19 protein-coding genes are annotated in these 20,894 nt (G+C 63.9%); 10 read left to right on the forward strand and 9 right to left on the reverse strand.

Annotation, left to right across the window (positions count from 1 at the left end):
* Positions 1 to 2 precede the first annotated feature (2 nt).
* Entirely contained in the window at positions 3 to 1,418 is a 1,416-nt protein-coding gene (locus tag N0B28_RS25990) for an acetyl-CoA carboxylase biotin carboxylase subunit (RefSeq protein WP_043861526.1), read from the reverse strand.
* Between the two features lie 205 nt (positions 1,419 to 1,623).
* Here N0B28_RS25990 and N0B28_RS25995 point away from each other — a divergent pair, with 205 nt between their 5' ends.
* Positions 1,624 to 2,571, forward strand: a complete 948-nt coding sequence (locus tag N0B28_RS25995; RefSeq protein WP_162484870.1) for a LysR family transcriptional regulator — start codon at positions 1,624 to 1,626, stop codon at positions 2,569 to 2,571.
* Here N0B28_RS25995 and N0B28_RS26000 read toward each other — a convergent pair.
* Together N0B28_RS26000 and hexR are read right to left on the reverse strand one after the other, a co-directional pair.
* Positions 2,513 to 2,731 (reverse strand): hypothetical protein, encoded by a 219-nt coding sequence (locus N0B28_RS26000; RefSeq protein ID WP_213606588.1) that lies wholly within the window; start codon positions 2,729 to 2,731, stop codon positions 2,513 to 2,515. The two genes, N0B28_RS25995 and N0B28_RS26000, sit on opposite strands and share 59 nt — an antisense overlap.
* Before the next feature lie 162 nt (positions 2,732 to 2,893).
* Positions 2,894 to 3,760: a transcriptional regulator HexR gene (gene hexR / locus N0B28_RS26005; RefSeq protein ID WP_043861524.1), complete on the reverse strand. Its 867-nt coding sequence runs from the start codon at positions 3,758 to 3,760 to the stop codon at positions 2,894 to 2,896.
* Positions 3,761 to 3,864: 104 nt separating this feature from the next.
* Between hexR and zwf the strand changes: the two genes are divergently transcribed.
* Entirely contained in the window at positions 3,865 to 5,307 is a 1,443-nt protein-coding gene (gene zwf, locus N0B28_RS26010) for a glucose-6-phosphate dehydrogenase (RefSeq protein ID WP_275732121.1), read from the forward strand.
* Between the two features lie 84 nt (positions 5,308 to 5,391).
* Positions 5,392 to 5,709, forward strand: a complete 318-nt coding sequence (locus N0B28_RS26015) for a hypothetical protein (protein WP_054916453.1) — start codon at positions 5,392 to 5,394, stop codon at positions 5,707 to 5,709.
* A 61-nt stretch (positions 5,710 to 5,770) separates the two neighbouring features.
* Here N0B28_RS26015 and N0B28_RS26020 read toward each other — a convergent pair whose 3' ends face one another.
* Positions 5,771 to 8,641, reverse strand: a complete 2,871-nt coding sequence (locus tag N0B28_RS26020) for an EAL domain-containing protein (protein WP_054916452.1) — start codon at positions 8,639 to 8,641, stop codon at positions 5,771 to 5,773.
* A 235-nt stretch (positions 8,642 to 8,876) separates the two neighbouring features.
* On the opposite strand from N0B28_RS26020, the gene uvrD reads away from it, so the two are divergent.
* The 4 genes from uvrD (at position 8,877) to N0B28_RS26040 (ending at position 13,593) form a co-directional block, all read left to right on the forward strand.
* The gene (gene uvrD / locus N0B28_RS26025) at positions 8,877 to 11,060 is read left to right on the forward strand and encodes a DNA helicase II (RefSeq protein WP_054916451.1); all 2,184 of its coding nucleotides are present in this window, start codon (positions 8,877 to 8,879) and stop codon (positions 11,058 to 11,060) included.
* 192 nt (positions 11,061 to 11,252) lie between these two features.
* The gene (locus tag N0B28_RS26030; protein WP_043861520.1) at positions 11,253 to 12,104 is read left to right on the forward strand and encodes a TIM44-like domain-containing protein; all 852 of its coding nucleotides are present in this window, start codon (positions 11,253 to 11,255) and stop codon (positions 12,102 to 12,104) included.
* A 111-nt stretch (positions 12,105 to 12,215) separates the two neighbouring features.
* Positions 12,216 to 12,623 carry an SMI1/KNR4 family protein gene (locus tag N0B28_RS26035; protein WP_014720555.1) on the forward strand — a complete coding sequence of 136 codons (408 nt, stop codon included), beginning with the start codon at positions 12,216 to 12,218 and terminating at the stop codon, positions 12,621 to 12,623.
* 157 nt (positions 12,624 to 12,780) lie between these two features.
* Complete coding sequence (locus tag N0B28_RS26040) at positions 12,781 to 13,593, forward strand: hypothetical protein (RefSeq protein WP_058541958.1); 813 nt, start codon at positions 12,781 to 12,783, stop codon at positions 13,591 to 13,593.
* Here the strand turns inward: N0B28_RS26040 and N0B28_RS26045 are convergent.
* Positions 13,590 to 15,350: a cation:proton antiporter gene (locus N0B28_RS26045; protein WP_054916449.1), complete on the reverse strand. Its 1,761-nt coding sequence runs from the start codon at positions 15,348 to 15,350 to the stop codon at positions 13,590 to 13,592. The genes N0B28_RS26040 and N0B28_RS26045 overlap by 4 nt on opposite strands.
* 323 nt (positions 15,351 to 15,673) lie before the next feature.
* On the opposite strand from N0B28_RS26045, the gene N0B28_RS26050 reads away from it, so the two are divergent.
* On the forward strand, positions 15,674 to 16,159 hold the full coding sequence (locus tag N0B28_RS26050) for an acyl-CoA thioesterase (protein ID WP_043861517.1): 486 nt from the start codon (positions 15,674 to 15,676) through the stop codon (positions 16,157 to 16,159).
* Here the strand turns inward: N0B28_RS26050 and pdxY are convergent.
* A complete protein-coding gene (pdxY, locus tag N0B28_RS26055; protein ID WP_043861516.1) occupies positions 16,156 to 17,028 on the reverse strand; it encodes a pyridoxal kinase PdxY in 873 nt (290 codons plus the stop codon). The genes N0B28_RS26050 and pdxY overlap by 4 nt on opposite strands.
* A gap of 117 nt (positions 17,029 to 17,145) precedes the next feature.
* Between pdxY and N0B28_RS26060 the strand changes: the two genes are divergently transcribed.
* Positions 17,146 to 17,538 (forward strand): DUF3301 domain-containing protein, encoded by a 393-nt coding sequence (locus N0B28_RS26060; RefSeq protein ID WP_043861515.1) that lies wholly within the window; start codon positions 17,146 to 17,148, stop codon positions 17,536 to 17,538.
* A 54-nt stretch (positions 17,539 to 17,592) separates the two neighbouring features.
* Here N0B28_RS26060 and N0B28_RS26065 read toward each other — a convergent pair whose 3' ends face one another.
* From N0B28_RS26065 to zigA, 3 genes are read right to left on the reverse strand one after another with little or no spacing between them, the layout of a single operon-like run.
* On the reverse strand, positions 17,593 to 18,555 hold the full coding sequence (locus N0B28_RS26065; protein WP_123753569.1) for a CobW family GTP-binding protein: 963 nt from the start codon (positions 18,553 to 18,555) through the stop codon (positions 17,593 to 17,595).
* 42 nt (positions 18,556 to 18,597) lie between these two features.
* Complete coding sequence (locus tag N0B28_RS26070; protein WP_275729618.1) at positions 18,598 to 19,197, reverse strand: DUF1826 domain-containing protein; 600 nt, start codon at positions 19,195 to 19,197, stop codon at positions 18,598 to 18,600.
* Positions 19,197 to 20,405: a zinc metallochaperone GTPase ZigA gene (zigA, locus tag N0B28_RS26075; RefSeq protein ID WP_275729620.1), complete on the reverse strand. Its 1,209-nt coding sequence runs from the start codon at positions 20,403 to 20,405 to the stop codon at positions 19,197 to 19,199. Before zigA ends, N0B28_RS26070 begins: the two co-directional genes overlap by 1 nt.
* A 93-nt stretch (positions 20,406 to 20,498) precedes the next feature.
* Between zigA and N0B28_RS26080 the strand changes: the two genes are divergently transcribed.
* The gene (locus N0B28_RS26080; RefSeq protein WP_275729647.1) at positions 20,499 to 20,876 is read left to right on the forward strand and encodes a glutamine synthetase; all 378 of its coding nucleotides are present in this window, start codon (positions 20,499 to 20,501) and stop codon (positions 20,874 to 20,876) included.
* Positions 20,877 to 20,894: the final 18 nt, after the last annotated feature.

Below are 20,894 nucleotides of genomic sequence, written 5' to 3' on the forward strand. Positions count from 1 at the left end.
CCTCACAGGCCTGCGTGGGCGGCGATGGCGGCGGCGATGGCCAGGGCCAGCTCTTCGGGTTTGCGCTTGATCGAGTAGTTGGTCAGTTCGGGGTGGCTTTCAACGAAGCTGGTGTTGAACTGGCCGCTACGGAATTCCGGGTTGCGCAGGATTTCCTGGTAGTACGCGGCGGTGGTCTTGACCCCCTGCAGGCGCATGTCGTCCAGGGCCCGCAGGCCGCGGTCCATGGCTTCTTCCCAGGTCAGCGCCCAGACCACCAGCTTCAGGCACATCGAGTCGTAGAACGGCGGGATGGTGTAGCCGGTGTAGATCGCCGTGTCGGTGCGCACGCCCGGGCCGCCGGGGGCGTAGTAGCGGGTGATCTTGCCGAAGCTGGGCAGAAAGTTGTTTTTCGGGTCTTCTGCATTGATCCGGAACTGCAGCGCGAAGCCGCGGTGCTGGATGTCTTCCTGCTTGACCGACAGCGGCAGGCCCGAGGCGATGCGGATCTGTTCGCGAACGATGTCGATACCGGTGATTTCCTCGGTGATGGTGTGCTCCACCTGCACCCGGGTGTTCATTTCCATGAAGTACACCTCGCCATCGGCGAGCAGGAACTCCACGGTACCGGCATTCTCGTAGCCCACGGCCTTGGCCGCGCGCACCGACAGGTCGCCGATGTAGGCGCGCTGTTCGGGGGTCAGCTGCGGGCTGGGGGCGATCTCGATGAGCTTCTGGTTGCGGCGCTGGATAGAGCAGTCGCGCTCGAACAGGTGCACCACGTTGCCGAAGCTGTCACCCAGGATCTGCGCCTCGATGTGCTTGGGGTTGACGATGCATTTTTCCAGGAACACCTCGGCCGAACCGAATGCCTTGGTGGCTTCGGAAATCACCCGCGGAAACGCCTGCTCGAGTTCTTCGCGGCTGTTGCAGCGACGAATGCCGCGCCCGCCGCCGCCGGAAGTGGCCTTGAGCATAACCGGGTAACCGATGCGGTCGCCCTCTTCCAGGGCTTCGTGGATGTCGGCCACGTTGCCTTCGGTGCCCGGGGTGACCGGTACGCCGGCCTTGATCATGCTGCGCCGCGCCTCGGTCTTGTCGCCCATGCGGCGAATGACTTCGGCGGCCGGGCCGATGAACTTGATCCCGCGTTCGGCGCAGATGTCCGCCAGCTCCGCGTTCTCCGACAGAAAACCATAGCCCGGGTGCAACGCATCGCAGCCGGTTTCCACTGCCAGGTTCACCAGCTTGCGCGGGTTGAGATAACCGGCCAGGGGTTCGGCACCGATGCTATGGGCCTCGTCCGCACGCTTTACGTGCAGGGCGTGACGGTCGGCGTCGGAATAGATCGCCACCGAGCGAATGCCCATCTCGGCGCAGGCACGCACGATGCGTACTGCGATTTCACCCCGGTTGGCGATCAGGATTTTTTTTATCACTGGAGTCTTCCCAAAGCCGTTGGTAACAAACGAACCGGCAGTACCGGTCGGCGCGTGACCAGACGTCGCTGGCCAGTCGTATAATCACCCTAGCGCCGAACGTGAATAAACAAAAATCAATATTTGTTAGGGGCAGCATTAGCAATTGCTTATAGTGCCGTAACAGGGTTTTGCCGAGGCGACGGGAAATATGCGTAAGTCATTGATGCGTATGACATTGCGTCAATTGCAGATCTTCAATGAAGTGTGTGATTTGCGTTCCTACAGCCGGGCCGCCGAGGAGATGTCGCTGACGCAACCCGCCGTTAGTCTACAGATCCGCCAGCTCGAAGAACTGGTAGGCCAGCCGCTGTTCGAGTACGTCGGCAAGAAGCTCTACCTCACCGAGGCCGCCGAGGCGCTGCAGCGCGCCAGCCGGGACATCTTCGGACGCCTGGAGAGCCTCGACATGCAGCTGTCGGACATGCAGGGCTCGCTGCAGGGCCAGCTCAAGCTGGCGGTGGAGTCGAGCGCCAAGTACTTCGTGCCGCACCTGTTCGCCGCCTTCAAGCGCCTGCACCCGGAGGTCAACCTGACCCTCACCGTGGTCAACCGCGCCCAGGCCATCCGGCGCCTGTCGGACAACCGCGACGACCTGATCATCATGTCGATGGTGCCGCAGGACATGGGCCTGGAGTTTTTGCCCTTCCTGAACAACCCGATCGTGGCCGTGGCCCCGCCCGATCACCCGCTGTGCACGCTCGACAGCCTGCGCCTGCAGGACCTGGAGCCGCATACGCTGCTGGTGCGCGAACAGGGTTCGGGCACGCGCAAGGCGTGCGAGGAGTACTTCAAGGAAAAGCGCGTGCACTTCACCCAGACCCTGGAAGTGGCATCGGCCGACGCCCAGCGCGAATGCGTGATCGCGGGCCTTGGTATCGCCCTTTTAACCCGGCATGCACTGAACATGGAACTGGCCACCGGGGTGCTGCGCGAGCTGCCGGTAGAGGAGCTGCCGCTGTATCGCAGCTGGTGCGTGGTGCAGGCCAAGGCCAAGCGGCAGTCGCCGGTGGCCCTGGCCTTTGTTGCGTTCATCCGCAGCGAACGTGCGCAGATCAGCGCGCTTGTTGAGCGTTTCTCGGGGACATTGCCGCTGACACCTGCCATACGCTGACAGCGTGCAGTTCGGGGTAGTCGGCGATGTCCTGCAGCAATTGGCGCTGCTCGGAATAGCTTTCGATCGCGCGGCGAAACTCCATGCGGCGCTGATCCTTTTCCTGCTGCTTGCGGGACTTGGCGGTAGGTTGGTGCGAGCCATCGAATTCACGAGCCATTGCGTGTCTCCCTGGTCGATTGCGGGGAGTTTCAGCGTGCCCGGGCGGGGTTACGGTTTGGCGGCGGGAGGGTTACAAAAGCATGAACAATCAGGCGTGGCATGCGGTGCTGCCCTTCGCCGGCAAGCCAGCGAAGGCGTCAGTGCGGGCGGTGCAAGACGATCAGTCGTCCATCGCCTTGATCGACTTGGGCGACAGGCGCAGGCTGCGCAAGCTGCGCTTGACGCTCTTGAGGTGGTTGACCAGGCTCGGCCCGCGCGCCATGGCAACGCCCATGGCCAGCACGTCGATCACCACCAGGTGGGCGATACGCGAGGTCAGCGGAGTGTAGATTTCGGTGTCTTCATGCACGTCGATGGCCAGGTTGACCGTGGACAGTTCGGCCAGCGGGGTCTGGCTCGGGCACAGGGTGATCAGCGTCGCGCCGCTTTCACGCACCAGGTTGGCAGTGATCAGCAGGTCCTTGGAACGCCCTGACTGGGAAATGCAGATCGCCACGTCACCCGGCTTGAGGGTGACCGCCGACATCGCCTGCATGTGCGGGTCGGAATACGCCGCTGCCGTCAGCAACAGGCGGAAGAACTTGTGCTGGGCATCGGCAGCCACCGCACCCGATGCACCAAACCCGTAGAACTCCACGCGCTGCGCCTGGGCCATGGCCGTCACGGCGCGCTGCAATGCCTGGGCATCGAGGTGCTCGCGCACTTCCATCAGGGTGTGCAGGGTGGTGTCGAAGATCTTCAGGCTGTAGTCGGCTACCGAATCGTCTTCATGAATCGCGAACTGACCGAAGCTCGCACCCGCCGCCAGGCTTTGCGCCAGCTTGAGCTTGAGGTCCTGGAAACCGGTGCAACCGATCGCCCGGCAGAAACGCACGATGGTCGGCTCGCTGATCCCGACGCTGTGCGCCAGATCAGCCATGGAGCTATGCATGACAGCCGCTGGATCGAGCAATACGTGATCGGCAACCTTCAGTTCCGATTTGCGTAGCAGATGGCGCGACTGGGCGATGTGTTGCAACAGATTCAAGGGCAGGACTCGGTTATGATCGGCTGACCGGGTTGTAGCTTTCTTGTAGTTATACTACATGACCGGCGACCCGCCCAGCTAAACGATCTTGGAGAGTGGTGGCATTGACTATCCCGTGCGACATTCTGGTGTTCGGCGGCACCGGCGACCTGGCCCTGAACAAACTGCTTCCAGCGCTCTACCACCTGTTTCGCGAAGGCCGTCTGCACAACGCCGTGCGGATCATCGCCCTGGCCCGCCGGCCCTTGCCACGGATTGAATTTCTCAAGCTGGTGGAACGCCGCTGCCGCGCCCAGATCGTGCCCCAGGACTTCAGCGACGAGGTGTGGCACCGCTTTTCCACGCGCCTGGACTACTTCTCCATGGACGCCATGCAGAGCGCCGATTTCGGCCGCCTCGCCCGCTTTCTGGGCGAGCCCGGCGGGCTGACGCGGGTCTACTACCTGGCCACCGCACCCAGCCTGTTCGTGCCCATCGCCACCCACCTGCAGGTGGCCGGGCTGGTCGACAGCGAAGCGCGTATCGTGCTGGAAAAACCCATCGGCCACTCACTGGAGTCCGCCACCACGATCAACAGCGCCATCGGCGCGGTATTCGCCGAATCCCAGGTGTTTCGCATCGACCACTACCTGGGCAAGGAGACGGTGCAGAACCTCATGGCATTGCGCTTCGCCAACGCGCTGCTGGAACCGGTGTGGCGCACCAACCAGGTGGACCACGTGCAGATCAGCGTGTGCGAAACCCTCGGCGTGGAAAACCGCGGCGGCTACTACGACCGTGCCGGCGCGACCCGCGACATGCTGCAGAACCACCTGCTGCAACTGCTCTGCCTGGTAGCCATGGAGCCACCTGCGCAGTTCGAGGCCGAGGCGGTGCGCGATGAAAAGGTCAAGATCCTCAAGGCCCTCAAACCCATCACCGGGCAGGACGTGCAGGACAAGACCGTGCGCGGCCAGTACAGCGCCGGCAAGATCGGCGGGCAGGAGGTTCCGGCCTACTACTTCGAGAAGGACGTGGACAACGACAGCGACACCGAAACCTTCGTCGCCGTCGAAGCCCACATCAACAACTGGCGCTGGGCCGGCGTGCCCTTCTACCTGCGTACCGGCAAGCGCATGGCCAAGCGCTCCTCGCAGATCGTCATCCAGTTCAAGCCGGTGCCCCATCGCCTGTTCGACGGCGACCAGGCCAACCAGTTGCTGATCCAGCTGCAGCCCGACGAGCGCATCAGCCTGCAGATGATGACCAAGGCACCGGGCAAGGGCATGCGCCTGGAGCCGGTGGAACTGAACCTGAACCTGGCCCAGGTGTTCGGCCAGGCACGACGCTGGGACGCCTACGAACGCCTGCTGCTGGATGTTCTGGACGGCGACTCGACCCTGTTCATGCGCCGCGACGAAGTGGAGGCCGCATGGGCCTGGATCGACCCGATCCTGACTGGCTGGCAGGAGCACTTCCAGGCCCCGCGCCCTTACCCGGCCGGCTCCAATGGCCCGGACCAGGCCCACAGCCTGCTGGCTCACCAGGGACGCGCCTGGCACGGTTGAAAGTTTTCCGGCTGCCGGGTGCAGCCGCGCTGTTCGATAGTGGGCACGCAACATCCCACCCACCATCGAATGGAGTACAAAGGAATGTCCCTGAAAGCAAAAGGCTGGATCGCGCAGAACGACAAGATGCCGGGCAACGCCAGGTTTCGAGTGTATGGCACCGTGGAAGTCGCCACCTCGGCCATCGTGCCGGTGCTGGTGAAACGCGCCATCCAGGACAAATCGCACGCCCTGGCGCTGGAACTGAAGCTGGAGAACGTGGACGCCCTGGCTGCCCAGGTGATCACCGAACGTGCGGTCTGTTTCGAAATGGACGGCGACCACAGCAACATCCCGAAAGTGGATATTTTCCACGACGGCAAACTGCTGGTGAGCCTGGAGGAGATCCTGGTCACTCACTGACCGGCAGGCTGCGACTTGTTACAACGCCAGGGCCCCGTTGATCGGGGCCCTGGCCGTGGGGCTACCAGCGCCGATCTTCACGCAGCAAGGCGGCCAGGCTGTCGGCCTCCACCGGCCGGCTGATCAGGTAGCCCTGCACCTCATCGCAGCCCTGCTCGCGCAGAAACGCCAGCTGCTCCTGGGTTTCCACCCCTTCGGCCACCACCTGCAGGCCCAGGCTGTGGGCCATGACAATGATCGCACGGGTGATCGCGGCGTCCTCGCTGCCTTCGTGCAGGCCACGGATGAAGGTCTGGTCGATCTTCACGTAATTCACCGGAAAACGCTTGAGGTAGCTGAGCGACGAATAGCCGGTGCCGAAATCGTCGATGGCCAGCTTGACCCCCAGTTCATGCAACTGATGAAAGGTCGCGATGATGTGCTCCACGCTGTCGAGCAACTGGCTTTCGGTCAGCTCCAGCTCCAGCAGGTGCGGTGCCAGGCCGCTGTCTTCCAGCACCTGACGCACCAGGCTGACCAGCTTGCCCTGGCGCAACTGATACACCGAGAGGTTCACCGACACGCGAATCGGCGCCAGCCCCTGCCGTTGCCATTCACAGGCCTGCCAGCACGCCTGGCGCAACACGAACTCGCCCATCGGCGCGATCAGCCCGGTCTCTTCGGCCAGGCCGATGAAGTCGCCCGGTGGCACCATGCCCACCTGTGGGTGATGCCAGCGCACCAGGGCCTCGGCAGCCTGCAGGCGGCCGCTGGTCAGGCACAGTTTGGGCTGGTAATAGACCTCCAGCTGGCGCTCTTCGATGGCCTTGCGCAGCTGGTTCTCCAATTGCAGGCGCTCCAGGGTGCTGGCCTGCAGGCTCTCGGTGTAGAACTGGAACCCGTCGCCGCCGAGGTGCTTGGCGTGCTGCATGGCCATGTTGGCCTGGCTCACCAGGGTGCTGACATCCAGGCTGGCATCGGGCAGCAGACTGACCCCCACTGAAGCGCTGATCACCAGCTCGTGCCCGTCGACACGCAGCGGCACGCGCAGCTTGTCCAGCAGGCGCGTCGCTACCCGCACCAGGCTGGACAGGTGTGAATAGCCGTCGAACAGCACCACGAACTCGTCACCGGACAGACGCGCCACGGTATCGGCCTCGGGCACTGCGTTGCCGATGCGCTGGGCCATGGTCTTGAGCAGCCGGTCGGCCAGTTCGTGACCCAGGCTGTCGTTGAGCAGCTTGAAGCGGTCCAGGTCGATGTGCAGCAGCGCCAGGCTGCGACCGCTGCCACGCAGGCGCTGGCCGGCTTCATGCAGACGCAGGCGGAACAACGCGCGGTTGGCCAGGCCGGTCAGTTCGTCGTAGTGCGCCAGGTACCGCAGGCGCTCTTCGGACTCGCGGCGTGCCGACAGGTCGGTGAAGAAACCCACGATGGTGCCGACCTGGCCACGCGCATCCGTCACGCCGGTCAGTTGCAGCCACTGCGGGTAGAGTTCCCCGCTCTTGCGCGCCTCAACCAGCTCGCCTTCCCAGCGCCCCTGCTGCGCCAGGGCCTGGTCGATGGCACCGTAGTGCCGGCGCGCGTCGCGGCTGCATGGCAGCTCCAGCGCATTGCGCCCCAGCAGTTCTTCGCGCACGTAGCCGGTCATGTGGCAGAACGCCTGGTTGGCGGCCAGTACGGCATAGTCCGGCCCCATGATCGCGATGCCTTCGCTGGCCGCCTCGAATACGGTTGCGGCCAGGCGTTGCTGTTCCTGCTGGGCCTTGCGCGCGCTCACGTCGCGCCGGGTGCCGAGCATGCGCACCACCCGCCCGGCGGCATCGCGCTCCACCGCGCGGCCGCGGTCCTCGATCCAGCACCAGTGGCCCTGGGCGTGGCGGAAGCGGTACTCGATACGGTAATCGTCGGTGCGCCCCTTGAGGTGGTCGACCAGGGCGCGCTTGAGCGCGGGCACGTCATCCGGGTGCAGGCGCGGCTTGAGGTGCGCCTGCACCGCCCGCACCTGCTCCGGGTTCAGGCCGAACAGCTCGTGCAATTGGGTGTGATGCACCTCGTCGGTTTCCAGATTCCAGTCCCACAGCCCCAGCTCACTGGCTTCCAGCGCCAGGGCCAGGCGCTGCTCGCTCTTGCTCAGGGCCTGGTTGGCGCGGTCCAGCTCCTGGCTGCGCTGCGCCACCCTCGATTCCAGCCCGGCCTGGGCCTGACGCAGTTGCTCCTCGATCAGCCGACGCTGCTCGACCTCGGTCGCCAGGGCCTTGTTGAGCCGCTCGCTGCGCGCCTGCGCGGCCTGCAGGTGCTCGATCAGCGCCTGGTTCTGAAAGCGGCGCAACAGGCCCCCCTCGATCAGCCGATTGACCTGCCAGGCCACCACCATCAACGCGCCGAGCAGGATCAGCCCCAGCCAACCCCAGCCCTGCTGCTGCTCGTCACCGCGCCAGAACAGGAACGCGATCGGCGGCAGCAGGCACGGCAAGGTGAAACTCAGGAACGCCGGCAGGCTGACCGCGTAGGCCACACTCGCCGACAGGGTCGCGGCCCCCAGCAAGCCGAAGACCCAGGCCTGTTGCACGAAGTTATCCACAGGCACCAGGGCAATCGCCGCGCTGGCCAGGGTCAGGCCGCTGAAGGCCGAACCGAGCAGGAACATGCGCCACCAGGTCGGTTGCACCTGTCGATCGGGCATCGCCGCGTCGAAGGCCGCCACCTGAATGACCCGCAGCGCTACCAGCGCCATCAACCAGACGATCCACACACTGACCAGCAGGTAGCGCTGCGGGCTCCACAGCAGCCAGGCACACACCAGGCCGTTGAGCAGCATGAACAGGGTGGGCAGCAACGAGCCCTGGTACAACAGACGGGTACGCTCGACGGCCAGTTGCGTGGCGAACTGTTTGCGAATACCGCGGCGCGCTTCCAGCGGCACGCTGACGGAGGCAGATGCGAAGGTCATAGGCAATGTTCTTGTAATGGTGAGCCTCGAACGAGCACGGAGCATACACAAGCAGGCGCCTGGGCCAAACTGCTCTGGGTCATAAATTGTGCGTGGCAATTATGGAACCTGGTTTCAGTGCCGAGCCCTCAAGCACGCGGGCCAAGGGGCGCGCCCGATGAGCGGGCGGCGCCTTGGGCGATCTTTTTCCACCATGGGTTTGCCCCCGGCTCGCTTGCGCCCCTAAAATGGCCGGATGCGCGATGACCTCTCCCTCCTGTTGAACTCCCTCAACGACGCCCAACGCCAGGCCGTAGCGGCCCCGCTTGGTCGCCAGTTGGTTCTGGCCGGTGCCGGCTCCGGTAAGACCCGAGTGCTGGTGCACCGTATCGCCTGGTTGATCCAGGTCGAGCAGGCCTCACCCCATTCGGTGCTGTCGGTGACCTTCACCAACAAGGCCGCCGCCGAGATGCGCCAGCGCATCGAGCAGTTGATGGGCATCAACCCGGCCGGCATGTGGGTGGGTACCTTCCACGGCCTGGCGCACCGCCTGTTGCGTGCCCACTGGCAGGAAGCGGGGCTGAACCAGAACTTCCAGATCCTCGACAGCGACGACCAGCAACGCCTGGTCAAGCGGGTGATCCGCGAGCTGGGCCTGGACGAACAGCGCTGGCCGGTACGCCAGGCGCAGTGGTTCATCAACGGGCAGAAGGACGAAGGGCTGCGCCCGCAGCACATCCAGGCCAGCGGCGACCTGTTCCTGGGCACCATGCGCAGCATCTACGAGGCCTACGAGGCAGCCTGCCAGCGCGCCGGCGTGATCGACTTCTCCGAACTGCTGCTGCGCGCGCTGGACCTGTGGCGCGACAACCCGGGCCTGCTGCAGCACTACCAGCGGCGCTTCCGCCACCTGCTGGTGGACGAGTTCCAGGACACCAACGCCGTGCAGTACGCCTGGTTGCGCCTGCTGGCCCAGGGCGGTGACAGCCTGATGGTGGTGGGCGACGACGACCAGTCCATCTATGGCTGGCGCGGCGCCAAGATCGAGAACATCCACCAGTACAGTGCCGACTTCCCCGACACCCAGATGATCCGCCTGGAGCAGAACTACCGCTCCACCGCCGGCATCCTCAAGGCGGCCAACGCCCTGATCGCCAACAACAGTGATCGCCTGGGCAAGGAGCTGTGGACCGACGGCGGCGACGGCGAACCGCTGAGCCTGTACGCCGCCTTCAACGAACACGACGAAGCGCGCTATGTGGTCGAGACCATCGAGAGCGCGCTCAAGACCGGCATGGCGCGCAGCGACATCGCCATCCTGTACCGCTCCAACGCCCAGTCGCGGGTGCTCGAGGAAGCCCTGCTGCGCGAGCGCATCCCGTACCGCATCTATGGTGGTCAGCGCTTCTTCGAACGCGCCGAGATCAAGAACGCCATGGCCTATCTGCGCCTGCTTGAAGGGCGTGGCAATGACGCGGCGCTGGAACGGGTGATCAACGTACCGCCGCGCGGCATCGGCGAAAAGACCGTGGAGGCGATTCGCGAACACGCCCGTCACGCCCAGGTATCGATGTGGGAGTCGATGAGCCTGCTGATCGCCAACAAGGGCCTCAAGGGCCGTGCCGCCAGCGCCCTGGCCGCGTTCATCGAGCTGATCGAGAACCTCTCGGCCAAGGTCATGGACATGCCGTTGCACCTGATGACCCAGACCGTGATCGAGCAGTCCGGGCTGATCATCTATCACCAGGAAGAAAAGGGTGAAAAGGGCCAGGCACGGGTAGAAAACCTTGAAGAACTGGTCAGCGCCGCGCGCAACTTCGAAAGCGCCGAGGAAGACGCCGAGCTGTCGCCGCTGGCTGCGTTCCTGGGCCACGCCTCCCTCGAGGCCGGCGATGCCCAGGCCGAGGAACACGAAGACAGCATCCAGCTGATGACCCTGCACAGCGCCAAGGGCCTGGAGTTCCCCCACGTGTTCCTGGTGGGCATGGAAGAGGGCCTGTTCCCGCACAAGATGAGCCTGGAAGAGCCCGGCCGCCTGGAAGAGGAACGCCGCCTGGCCTATGTGGGCATTACCCGCGCCATGCAGCAGCTGGTGATGACCTACGCCGAGACCCGGCGCCTGTACGGCAGCGAAACCTATAACAAGGTGTCGCGATTCGTGCGTGAGATCCCTGCGGGGCTGGTGCAGGAAGTGCGCTTGTCCAACAGCGTCAGCCGGCCGTTCGGCTCGGGTCAGAAACAGAATTCGAGCAGCCTGTTCGGTGCGGCGAACATCCCCGAAACCGCGTTCAACCTCGGCCAGCGCGTGCAGCACGCGGTGTTTGGCGAGGGCGTGATCCTCAATTTCGAGGGCGCCGGTGCCCAGGCGCGGGTGCAGGTGAACTTCGCCGAAGGCAGCAAGTGGCTGATGCTTGGCTACGCCAAGCTGGAGCCGCTGTAACGCCCTCCGCCGGCAAGGCCGTCCCCTGTGGGAGCCGGCCTTGCCGGCGAAGGGGTCGGCCAATTCCTACACGCACTTGATAAACATCCCACAGCGCCAAGCAAAAGATAGAAACATTATGGCGCTAGTCATGTGTCCTACAACCTGTGCACCATGGCGCGCGTGCACTCCACAAAACGGGAATACCCTTCTATGCAACGTTTTCTTAGCATCGCCTTGGCGCTGTGCATCGGCCTTACGCTGAGCCTCGACGCCAACGCCAAGCGCTTCGGCGGCGGCAAGAGCTCGGGCGCCGCGCCGACCCACCAGACGCGCCAGGCCGCTCCGGCCACGCCGGCCGCCACGCCAAATGCGGCAGGCCGTCCACCGGCAGCCGCCAGCGGTGCTTCGCGCTGGCTCGGCCCTCTGGCCGGCCTCGCCGCCGGTGGCCTGCTGGCCTCCATGTTCATGGGCGACGGCTTCCAGGGCATGCAGATCTTCGACATCCTGATCATGGCGGTCATCGCCTTCCTGATCTTCCGTTTCATTGCCGCCCGTCGCCGCAAGCAACAGCCGCAGATGGCCGCTGCCGGTCACGCGCCGTTCCAGCGTGAAGTTCACGAGCAACCGGCTCAGCCGTCGATCTTCGGTGGTTCCGCTGCACCTGCCGCGGCCCGCCCGGTAATCAACGCACCAGCCTGGTTCAATGAAGAGAGCTTCCTGGCCGCTGCACGCAACCACTTCCAGACCCTGCAGCAGCACTGGGACGCCAACGAGATCGACAAGATCGCCGAGTTCGTTACCCCGCAGATGCTGCAGTTCCTGAAAAAGGAACGTGCCGAGCTGGGTGAAGGCTTCCAGTCCACCTACATCGACGACCTGAACGTGCAACTGGAAGGCGTGGATGACCGTGCCGACCGCACCATCGCCACCCTGACCTTCAGCGGTGTGTCGAAAACCTCGCGTTTCGACCAGGGCGAAGTGTTCAGCGAAAGCTGGAACATGGAACGTGCCCAAGGCGAAAACCAGCCTTGGCTGGTCGCAGGGATCCGCCAGAACGGCTGATCTTGAGGCATTGCACAAAAAACCCCGGGCTTGCCCGGGGTTTTGCTTTTAGCGTAGCGTCCTACTAGGGTATAACGCGCAGCGTGTCGTCAAGGTAAGAGGATTGAACCCGTGGAAGAAATCATCGAGCAACTGCGTGAAGCCAACGAACCGGTACCCGTACCGCTTGAGTTGCCCGACGAAGACCTGCTGGTCGAGATTGAAGAACAGCTGTTCATCGATATCCCGTTCGTCTTCAGGGAGTTCCTGTTGACCGTCAGCGATGTGGTGTACGGCAGCCTGGAGCCGGTGACCGTTACCGACCCGCAATCGCATACCTACCTGCCTGACGTGGCGGCCAATGCCTGGGATGCCGGCGTGGACCGTTCGCTGATTCCGATCTGCCAGGATGGTGACGATTACTACTGCGTCGAGGAAGACGGCACCGTGGTGCTGTGGTCGGCCGAAGAAGAGCTGGTGACCGAAGAAACCTGGGAATCGGTATGGCACTGGGCGCGCGACGTGTGGCTGGAAAGCTGATCCGTCAGTTTGTCGGACAAAAATGATGGCTCTGAGCTATCAATCTTCGTAGAATCGCCGCGCCTTCCTGTGCGCGGCGGTGTTGCTACCGCTCCATCCCCTCGGACATACGACCCGCGCGCACAGGAATGCACCTTCACATTCCGGGGCCCTGTCGATGTACTCCAGACTGTTCACACTGCTCGCCCTGCTGCTGGCGAGCGGCTGCCAGGCGCCGCTGACACAGTTGCAGACCCTCAGCCAGGCCCATGGCCATCGTGTCGAGATCCAGCCTACCCAGCCCTTCCCGCTGGCGCTGAGCGTTCCGCTCAAGGCGCCAGGCGCCCTGCGCCTGCGTGTCTATCTGGAAGGTGACGGACGCGCCTGGGCCACCTCCAGCCAACCCAGCCTGGACCCCAGCCCGCGCAACCTGTTGCTGGCGCGACTGGCCCTGGAAGACCCACAGCCCAGCCTGTACCTGGCGCGCCCTTGCCAGTTCGTCAGTGCGCCTGGCTGCCGCGCAGCGATGTGGACCGACCAGCGCTTTGGCAAGGCAGTGCTCGATAGCCTGGACCAAGCCCTGAGCGGCATCAAGCAACGCTATGGCAACCAGGAGTTCGAGCTGATCGGCTATTCCGGCGGGGGTGCGCTGGCCTTGCTGCTGGCCGCCCGGCGAAGCGACGTTACCCAGGTACAGACCCTGGCCGGCAACCTCAGCCCGCGGTACTGGGCACAGACCCTGCAACTGACGCCACTGGCGGGCTCACTGGAGCCGCTGGACTATCGCCAGCGCCTGCGCGACCTGCCGCAGCGCCACCTTCTCGGCCTGCAGGACCGCAGCGTGCCGGCCTCGCTGTTCGAGCACTACCGCGTGGAACTAGGCAGTGCCCGCTGCATGCAGCAGGTTGCGCTGCCCGGTGTGAGCCACGCCGAAGGTTGGACACAGGCCTGGGCCCAATGGCGGGACCAGCCGCTGCGCTGCAAACCCTAGGGGTGATGTTCCTTCTGATTGTCGAGGGTTTCGAGCAGTGCGATCTGCATGCGCGTGTGCACCCGGATGAACCAGCGCCACAGCAACGCCACCACGCCGGCCGCCACCACCGCGATCAGCAACAGCAGCTCGCTGGTGGGCAGGATGCTCGCCGACAGCGCCGACAGCAGCAGGAAGATCACCAGCAGCGACAGCAGCGGGATCACCTCGGCGATCACCCGGCGCACGCGCTGGGTATGGCGCCCGGCCATTTCCGGCTTGACCCCCATTTCGGCCAGCAGCATCGACAGCGCCTTGAGCTTGCGATACGCGGCAATCAGGAACGGCAATGACAGCAGCAACGCCGCGCCCCAGATCAGCGCTTTCTGCTGGGCCAGGTCGGGCAACCATTCGCTCAGGTACTCGCCGATGCGTGCCGCGAAGTAACCACCACTGAAGAAGATCGCCACCACCAGCGCCAGGTTGACCCCCACCTGCAGCAGGATGCGCCGGATCATCGCCGCCACCATCGCGCCCTCGCCCTGCGGCTGGATGCTGCGCAGCCATTCGCCGTACAGCGACAGCACCCGCGACAAGCGCTTGGGCACCACACTGGCAAGCTTGAGCGACAGCGGGTCGGCGGCGCGAATCAGGTAGGGCGTGAGCAAGGTGGTAATGGCCGACACCGCCACCGCCACCGGGTAAAGGAAGTCGCTGGTGACCTGCAGGGTCATGCCCAGCGCAGCGATGATGAAGGAGAATTCGCCGATCTGCGAAAGCCCCATGCCCACCCGCAACGAGGTGCGACCGTCGTTGCCGGCGATGAAAGCGCCCATGCCGCACGAGAGCATCTTGCCCAGGACCACCGCTACAGTGATGACCACGATCGGCCAGATGTACTCGATGAGCACGCTCAGGTCGATCATCAGGCCGATGGCGACGAAGAAGATGGCACTGAACAGGTCGCGAACCGGCTCGATCAACTGCTCGATCTTCAGCAACTGGCGCGATTCGGCCATGATCGCCCCGATCAGGAACGCGCCCAGTACCATGCTGTACTCGAGCTTGACCACCAGCAGGCAGAAGCCGAAGCACAGGCCCAGCACGGTAATCAGCAGCATCTCGTTGCTTTCGAACCTGGCCACGTAGGCCAGTACCCGCGGTACCAGCAGTATGCCGATGACCAGCGCCACGATCATGAACAGCGAGAGCTTGCCGACGGTGGAGAACACCTCGCCGGAACTGACCGCGCCGCTGACCGCAATGCCCGACAGCAGGGCAATGATGCCGATACCGAGGATGTCCTCGACGATCAGCACACCGAAGATCAGCTGAGCGAAGCGCTCGTTCTTCATCTTCAGGTCGTTGAGCGCCTTGACGATGATGGTGGTGGAAGAAATTGCCAGGATTGCGCCCAGGAACAGCGAGTCCATGGTATTCCAGCCGAACCAGCGACCGATCTCGAAGCCGATCCAGATCATCAGCACGATTTCGAGGAAGGCCGCAATGAACGCCGTGGCCCCCACCTTGAACAGCTTGCGCAGGCTGAACTCCAGCCCCAGGCAGAACATCAGGAAGATCACCCCGAGTTCGGCCAGCGTCTTGATCGTGTCTTCGTCGTGGATGAGGCCGAATGGCGGGGTGTGCGGGCCGATGATGAAGCCGGCGACGATATAGCCGAGTACCACCGGCTGCTTGAAACGGTGAAACAGGATGGTGACCACACCGGCAACCAGCATGATCACCGCCAGATCCTGAATAAAGCTGATGGCATGCACGGCGTGGAGCTCCTTACTTCGAACCGAAGAACAAGCCCGCCGCTCGATGACATGCCTGTCGTGGAGCGGCGGGGGAATTAGTCTGTCAAATGACGCCAGGCACCACATTGCATGGGCTTGGTCAGGTTAACACCGGCGCCTGCGACGAAAAGGCGGTGTAATATCAAGAAACAGATAGACCGGTAACACGCCAAAGATGGCACGAACGGCGTGACGGCAACGGCGCTGTCAGCGTCCCGTTTTCATGGGATTCGAAATTGGGGAAAAGAAGCGTGACGACCACTCGCCACCCCGCCTCAGCGCAACCTTACCGTGAGCACACTATGGAACCTGGAAACGCCCAGCTGTCGATGACCGTCCTGATGACCCCGGACATGGCCAACTTTTCTGGCAACGTACACGGCGGCACCCTGCTCAAGTACCTCGATGAAGTCGCCTATGCCTGCGCCAGCCGCTACGCGGGCCGTTATGTGGTGACGTTGTCGGTGGATCAGGTGGTCTTTCGCGAGCCGGTACACGTGGGCGAACTGGTGACCTTCCTGGCGTCGGTGAACTACACCGGCAACACCTCGATGGAGGTCGGGATCAAGGTCGTCACCGAAAATATCCGCGAGCGCTCGGTGCGCCACAGCAACAGCTGCTTCTTCACCATGGTCGCGGTGGACGACGATCGCAAGCCGGTCGCCGTGCCGCCACGCCAGCCAGAGACCAGCGAGGAAAAGCGCCGCTTCGTGCAAGGCAAGCAGCGCCGCCTGATTCGCCAGGAACTCGAAAAGCGCTACCAGGAACTCAAGGGCGACGCCTTCTAGAGCGCCAGGCGCCGCGCCTCGAAGCGCACCCGCGGGTGCATGATGCGGTCCTGGGCACGCACCAGCTCCAGCTCGTAGCTGGTGCAAGCCTGGGTTTCCAGCAGCACCTCGTGCACGGCCGCGGCAGTGAATTCGAAAGCCGCCACCCAGCTGTCACCCAGCAGCACCCGCGCCAGGAACAGGCCGGAGGTCAGGTCGCCGACCCCCACCGGCTGCCGCGCAAACGCCAGCAGCGGTCGCTGCAGGTGCCAACTGCCTTCGGCAGTCACCAGCAGCATCTCGAAGTCTTCAGCCTTGCGTCCCGGGTATGCCAGGTGCTTGACCAGCACAGCCTTGGGCCCGCGGGCGAGCAGGCTGCGCGCCATGGCCACGCAGTCCTCCAGCGACTCGGCCCGACGCCCGCAGAAGCTGTCGAGCTCCAACTGATTGGGGCACAGCACATCCGCCACCGCAACCGCTTCATCGAGCAGGAAGTCACTGACCTCGGCGGGTACGATGCAGCCTTTTTCCGGATGCCCCATGACGGGGTCGCACAGGTACAGGGCGTTCGGGTTGACCGCCTTGATCCGCGCCACCCCAGTAAGAATCGCACGGCCCTGGGCGGCGCTGCCGAGGTAGCCGGAAAGCACCGCATCACAGTTGCCCAGCTCGCCGATCGTCGCAATCCCGTCCACCAGCGCCGGAATTTGCTCTGGCGCAAGCACTTCGCCGGTCCACTGGCCATACTGAGTATGGTTGGAGAACTGAACGGTGTTCAGCGGCCAGACATTGACCCCCACCCGTTGCATCGGAAACACCGCGGCGCTGTTGCCGGCGTGGCCGAATACCACGTGTGACTGGATGGCGAGCAGATGCGGTGTACGTTTCATGCAGGGCTTCCAAACGATCGAATGAAAAACAAGGCGCGCAGTATGGCGCCAAATGCCACCTGTACGACAGACCGGGGTGGCAGTTAAGCTGAGCCTATCTGGTTGGAGCGAACGTAGATGTTAACCCTCGAAAACCTTCTGGTGCTGATGCTGCTGGCCACCGCAGGCGCCTGGCTGTGGCATAACCACGGCCTGCGCGAAAAGGCACTGGAACGGGTCAAGCAGCATTGCGCCAAGCTCGACCTGGAACTGCTGGATGGCAACGTGGCGCTCAAGCGCATCGGTTTTGTGCGCGATGCCAACGGGCGCAAGCGCCTGGCCCGTGTGTACAACTTCGAATTCACAGTGACGGGCGAACATCGTCACCCCGGTACGGTGACGCAGTTTGGCGCGCATACGATGCAGATCGAACTGGCACCCTACCCGTTCGAGATCAAGCCGCCGGTGCAGGGCGGCAACGTGATCGAGATGAACCAGTGGCGCCAGGAGCACAATCGCTGGCGCCAGTGACGTTCCCTTCGTCTACCGGGGCCAGCCTTGCCTGCAAAAAGGCCGGCCCTGTCTTCAGGGAATCCGGCATTCCTGCATCCCCTGCTCCAAGGCCGCCACTGCCTGCGGCTGTGCAAAAATCAGCTCGATACGCGAGTCGCGCCGCCACTCGCTGGCCTGCCAGTGCAGCGCCTGCCCCTCCAGCGCATTGGCCGACTGCCAACCCTCCGGGCTGTGGATAACCAGTTTGGCCCTGCGCCACCCAAGGCCTGCAAGCCATTGCTGCAAACGCTGCGGGTGCAACTGCTGGCTCGGGTGCCAGCGCCAGCCAATGCTCCAGCCCTGCTCCAGCTGTTGATAAAGACAGATCGGCGTCAGCGGGTTTATCCACAGCGCCGCCGGCAACGGCTTGGCCTCCGGCAACTTGAAGTTATCCACCGGCAACGGATGCACACCAACGCCCGGCAGGCTGTTCAGCGCAATCTGCCCATGGTCCGTCCAAAGCTGGGGTACATCAGGCAAGCCCTGGCTTATCCACAGGCGCGTGGCGGCCGCCAAGCCTTCAGATTTGTTGAGCACCAGCAGCCCCGCACCGTGCAGTGCCTGCGCCTGCGGCTGGGGTAATACCTGGCCTGCCGCCAATGCCTGGGCGTCCAGTACCAGCACCGACGGCTGAACCGCCAGCACGCCTTGCCAGGGAGTCTCGCCCAGCTGTTCCAGCAACTGGGCAGGATGACCCAGCCCCGAAGGCTCGATGAACAGTCGATGAGGGCGCGCCTTGCGCAACAAGCGCCCCAGGCCCACTTGGAACGGTGCGCCATTCACGCAGCACAGGCATCCGCCCGCCACTTCGCCCATCGCCACGCCATCATCGTCGGTGGCGAGCAAGGCGGCATCCAGGCCGATCTGGCCGAACTCGTTGATCAGCACCGCCCACCGCTCGTGGGCCGGGCGCTGGGCCAGCAGGTGCCGAATCAGGCTGGTCTTGCCGGCGCCCAGGGGGCCGCCGATCAGGTGGGTGGGTATGTTCTGCAGCATGCGCATCGATTCGTCAGGACGGATACGCACTATGCTGCGCGCTCAGGCCATCCAGTCAAGCGTCAGCATAAGGCGGCGCTGCCCCGCAGGTACCGCCGGCGAACGGTGCACCAGCCCCTGCCCCTCATTGCCCAGCCACCTCTCGCCCTTGAGCACGGCCACATAACCGGTCGACAACTGCTCCACCTGCACCGCATCGGGCGCCGTCAGCCATTCACTGCCGGGGCCCGCATAGGTACAGATCAGCCGCGCCGGCACGTGGTCGACGTGAAAACGCGGGCACATTGCGCCCTCCAGTGCGCGCAGGCGCAGGCCCACCCGACGCGCGTCGAGCAAGCAGGCGTAGGCGCCCACCAGCCAGCGCACATCGCAGATGAACCCCTCATACCCCTGCAGATCGGCATACGCTGCCGCCAACCCGCGCAGGGCGGGTGCGTCGTCATCTGGCTGCAACTCCAGGGTCAGGGACTCGGCCAGCGGCTGCCCAAGGGACAACAGCACCTGGGCAAAATCGGCCACATGCACCGGCAACTGGCGCTGCCACACGGCCAGATTGACGCCATCCTGCAGCACCTCGGTCAGCACCTGGGGCGATTCGCCGACTGTTTGCCGGGCGCTGCCACGGCGTTTCAGGGCCAGCATCAGGCCGCCTCTTCGTCGTGCCAGTCGCCAAACGGGTCGGGCAGGCGTTGCCAGCCCTCGGCGCCCAATGCCATTTCTTCATCGTTCAGCAGGCAGGCGCCCAGCTCGGCATCCAGTTGCGCAAAGTCGAGGTGCTGCCCGATGAACACCAGCTCCTGTCGGCAATCGCCGCATTCGGCCGTCCAGTGCTTGAGGATCGCCGCCGTGTCCTGCGGGTCCTGGGGCCATTGCCCGCGTGGTACGAAACGCCACCAGCGGCCGGCAAAGCCGTGGCGCACCATGCCGCCCGCCTGGGACCAGCTGCCGGCTTCCTGGTGCTTGCTGGCCAGCCAGAAAAAGCCCTTGGAACGCAACAGGCGGCCGTTGCTCCAGGGCCTGTGGATAAAGTCGAAAAAACGCTGTGGGTGCAAGGGGCGGCGGGCCTGCCAGGTAGTGGCGGCAATGCCGTACTCCTGGGTTTCCGGCACATGCGTACCGCGCAGTTCCTGCAGCCAGCCCGGCGCCTGGGCAGCACGCTCGAAGTCGAACAGGCCGGTATCGAGAATCTGCGCCAATGGCACCTGCCCCATCACCATCGGCACGATCTGGGCGTGGGCATTGAGCGAGCGCAGAATGGCGCAGAGTTCTTCGCGCTCATCGCTGCCGATCAGGTCGATCTTGCTCAACAGGATCACATCGGCGAACTCGACCTGCTCGATCAGCAGGTCGCTGATGGAACGTTCATCGCCCTCGCCCAGGGTCTCGCCGCGCGAAGCCAGGCTGTCGGCGGCCTGGTAGTCACTCAGGAAATTCAGCCCGTCGACCACCGTGACCATGGTGTCCAGCCGCGCCTGGTCGGCCAGGCTGCGGCCTTGTTCATCACGGAAGGTAAAGGTTTCGGCTACCGGTAGCGGCTCGGATATGCCGGTGGACTCGATCAACAGGTAATCGAAACGCCCCTCGCGGGCAAGCCGCGCGACCTCTTCGAGCAGATCTTCGCGCAGGGTGCAGCAGATGCAGCCATTGCTCATCTCGACCAGTTTTTCTTCTGCACGATTGAGGCTGACGTTGCGCTGCACTTCGCTGGCGTCGATATTGATTTCACTCATGTCGTTGACGATCACCGCCACCCTCAGGTTGTCGCGGTTACGCAGCACATGGTTGAGCAGGGTGCTCTTGCCGGCACCTAGAAAGCCGGACAGCACGGTAACGGGGAGACGGTCGGTCATGGCGCAAATACCTCATCAGGGCGTCGGAGCATTCGAAGGATGCCTTTTTCAATGTTATATTATAACAATGCAATTTAGCCAATCGGAGATTGGATGAAAACCTTCGTACTGCTTCCGCTCCTGCTGATCCCCGTCGCGACGGTTCACGCCGCGATGACGCGCAGTGAGCCTGCCCAATGCACGCGCAGCGCCAACCTGCTGGCCTGCCAAGATCGCGACGGCAATGTGTACAGCGTGCACAGCCAGGGCAACACCCAGTACGTGCGCGGCGTTGAGGTGTTGGGGCAGCGGCGCTGGGTACAAACCAACAGCCTCTATGGGCCGCTGACCTTCTACACGGGCCTGGCCAGCGACGGCGAAGCCTGGGTCGGCTATAGCCGCCGGGTGGGTTGGACCACGCAGAACCGGGTGTCCAGTTCCAGCGGCCAACGCTTCAGCCTGCGTTGCAATCGCCTTGGGGGCTGCGAGTGAGGATTCGGAAAAAGCTAT

Origin of the sequence: Pseudomonas sp. SD17-1, assembly GCF_029201585.1 — a bacterium.
Lineage (GTDB): Bacteria > Pseudomonadota > Gammaproteobacteria > Pseudomonadales > Pseudomonadaceae > Aquipseudomonas > Aquipseudomonas palmensis.

What these genes read in the sequence shown, in the direction of transcription:
- N0B28_RS25995 (WP_162484870.1), top strand. Translation starts at nt 1,624, where the DNA reads ATGCGTATGACATTGCGTCAATTGCAGATCTTCAATGAAGTGTGTGAT.
- N0B28_RS26000 (WP_213606588.1), bottom strand. Translation starts at nt 2,731, where the DNA reads ATGGCTCGTGAATTCGATGGCTCGCACCAACCTACCGCCAAGTCCCGC.
- N0B28_RS26015 (WP_054916453.1), top strand. Translation starts at nt 5,392, where the DNA reads ATGTCCCTGAAAGCAAAAGGCTGGATCGCGCAGAACGACAAGATGCCG.
- N0B28_RS26020 (WP_054916452.1), bottom strand. Translation starts at nt 8,641, where the DNA reads ATGACCTTCGCATCTGCCTCCGTCAGCGTGCCGCTGGAAGCGCGCCGC.
- uvrD (WP_054916451.1), top strand. Translation starts at nt 8,877, where the DNA reads ATGCGCGATGACCTCTCCCTCCTGTTGAACTCCCTCAACGACGCCCAA.
- N0B28_RS26030 (WP_043861520.1), top strand. Translation starts at nt 11,253, where the DNA reads ATGCAACGTTTTCTTAGCATCGCCTTGGCGCTGTGCATCGGCCTTACG.
- N0B28_RS26040 (WP_058541958.1), top strand. Translation starts at nt 12,781, where the DNA reads ATGTACTCCAGACTGTTCACACTGCTCGCCCTGCTGCTGGCGAGCGGC.
- N0B28_RS26050 (WP_043861517.1), top strand. Translation starts at nt 15,674, where the DNA reads ATGGAACCTGGAAACGCCCAGCTGTCGATGACCGTCCTGATGACCCCG.
- pdxY (WP_043861516.1), bottom strand. Translation starts at nt 17,028, where the DNA reads ATGAAACGTACACCGCATCTGCTCGCCATCCAGTCACACGTGGTATTC.
- N0B28_RS26060 (WP_043861515.1), top strand. Translation starts at nt 17,146, where the DNA reads ATGTTAACCCTCGAAAACCTTCTGGTGCTGATGCTGCTGGCCACCGCA.
- N0B28_RS26065 (WP_123753569.1), bottom strand. Translation starts at nt 18,555, where the DNA reads ATGCTGCAGAACATACCCACCCACCTGATCGGCGGCCCCCTGGGCGCC.
- N0B28_RS26070 (WP_275729618.1), bottom strand. Translation starts at nt 19,197, where the DNA reads ATGCTGGCCCTGAAACGCCGTGGCAGCGCCCGGCAAACAGTCGGCGAA.
- zigA (WP_275729620.1), bottom strand. Translation starts at nt 20,405, where the DNA reads ATGACCGACCGTCTCCCCGTTACCGTGCTGTCCGGCTTTCTAGGTGCC.
- N0B28_RS26080 (WP_275729647.1), top strand. Translation starts at nt 20,499, where the DNA reads ATGAAAACCTTCGTACTGCTTCCGCTCCTGCTGATCCCCGTCGCGACG.